The following is a 1,705-nucleotide window of genomic DNA, read 5'->3' as shown; positions in this document are numbered from 1 at the left end:
AAGCTAACAATTGTTTGTCTTGGTCTGGCCATCTTTAATTACCATTTTGAAAGGGTAAATAAAGCGTAGGTTATTGTGCATAATTTAGCCAATAATTTTGGGTGGCCATGTTATTTTATTTAGCCAATAATTTTGGGTGGCCATGTTATTTTTTAGAGGAACGAAACAGCAAACTGTTTTTAGTCCCGCTTGATTGGCTTGTTATATGCGGTTAGCGTCTATCAGTGATTGCTTGTATGCCTTTAATATTAAACCATTTTTTACTAGGGATTAGCGGTGAACTAAATCGATTACTTGAATTATTGACACGAATACATGAGTTGATTAGAGAATCAATTGCTTTTGCGAGGCCATCATCTTTATATGCAATTGATCGGCTTATATCAGTAATACAATCAATCGTAGGGTGATTTATTTCAGATAAATAAAGATCAAAAGTACCACGAGCCAAAGCTTCACCGTAAATTCGCCACGCGTACTTTTTACCAAGATATAAACCATCAGTTGCGTTGTGTTTTACTCTTTCATTCGATTTTAATGTTTCAACGTCTCGTTGTTGCTCTCCGTATTGCCGAGCAACATAATGACTAACAATTGGATCTACGATGTCAGATTTTGAGATAGCTGAAACATTAACCCAATTTAATCCATTATCTACCGTATAACCAATATTATAGCGTTCGCCTTCAACAAGAACAGCTTCCTTATTACCTAGAAATTGATAAACAGTAGAAGTGCTTTCAGGAGTAAATGTATGAAGGTACTTTCCTCCTTTATTCAAGCGTATTGAATAATTTGTGACGATCAATGTTGGGGTTGTATGTAATTCTCTATCTTTCAATTTAAACTCCTTACTCGAAGCGACTATTTATTTTCTTAGTCGCAATTACTCTCACCAGAGGAACATGCGTTTTCACAATCAGATTGTTTGCTATAATCTGACAAATATGAGCATTGCGATATACAGTCTGAACTAGCATTTGAACATGCATCACCCAATGTTGAATCACATGTATCTTTACCTACAGAGCAAGCTTGTCTACAAGTTGAGGTTGAGCAATTACTTTTACATGAAGATTCAAAATAATCACATTGATTCTTTGCCGCAGCATCACTTAACATATCGATAGTATTAGCTAGTTCAGCATATGACTTTTCCTTACAAGCATTACCAACCCTTTTAAACTTAAAATCACACTGCCAAGTTCCTCCAATTGCTAAAGCATTTAAAGGTACAAAAATAGCTTCACAATATTTACCTTTATCAATATATCCATTGTCACAAAATTTATACCCATAACTGCTCGTATGCTTAATATATTTCGGGGTACACTTCCCTTGCTGGACTGCATAATTATCATTGCAATAACACCCCCCATCTTTGAAGGATGAATTAGCAGGGCATGAATTAGATAATGAATTGTTAGAAAAAATCATAGTAATTACGAATAAAGTAAAAATTATATTTCGTTTTGATATTTTAATAATCAATTTTGTTCCCTAGATAAATGATATGAACTCTCAACTTTTAAAGCATATAACGCCTAAATAACAGGCTAAGTAATGGTTGGCTAAAATTGTGTAGCGAAGCGAAACGTAGCCAACTGTTACGTGTCCTTGTTGATTTTCTTGTTGAACGAAGCCGCTCTGCGGCAGAAAAGATAAAAACACATCTTTAGCCCCATCATAAATACTTACTAGACCC

At 34.7% G+C, this 1,705-nt stretch carries 3 protein-coding genes; all 3 read right to left on the bottom strand.

Going from position 1 to position 1,705, the window contains the following annotated elements; genetic code table 11:
- Positions 1-211 precede the first annotated feature (211 nt).
- Positions 212-841, bottom strand: coding sequence for a hypothetical protein (locus AAEZ00_RS20485; RefSeq protein ID WP_351089707.1), 630 nt, complete (start codon positions 839-841; stop codon positions 212-214).
- A gap of 35 nt (positions 842-876) precedes the next feature.
- Positions 877-1,491: a hypothetical protein gene (locus tag AAEZ00_RS20480; protein ID WP_351089705.1), complete on the bottom strand. Its 615-nt coding sequence runs from the start codon at positions 1,489-1,491 to the stop codon at positions 877-879.
- Positions 1,492-1,521: 30 nt separating this feature from the next.
- A partial coding sequence (locus AAEZ00_RS20475) for a hypothetical protein (RefSeq protein WP_351089703.1) occupies positions 1,522-1,705 on the bottom strand: 184 nt, incomplete at its 5' end.

It is taken from the genome of Shewanella sp. S1-49-MNA-CIBAN-0167 (assembly GCF_040310145.1).
Classification (GTDB): domain Bacteria; phylum Pseudomonadota; class Gammaproteobacteria; order Enterobacterales; family Shewanellaceae; genus Shewanella; species Shewanella psychromarinicola.
This window is presented reverse-complemented; position numbering and strand designations above follow the sequence as displayed.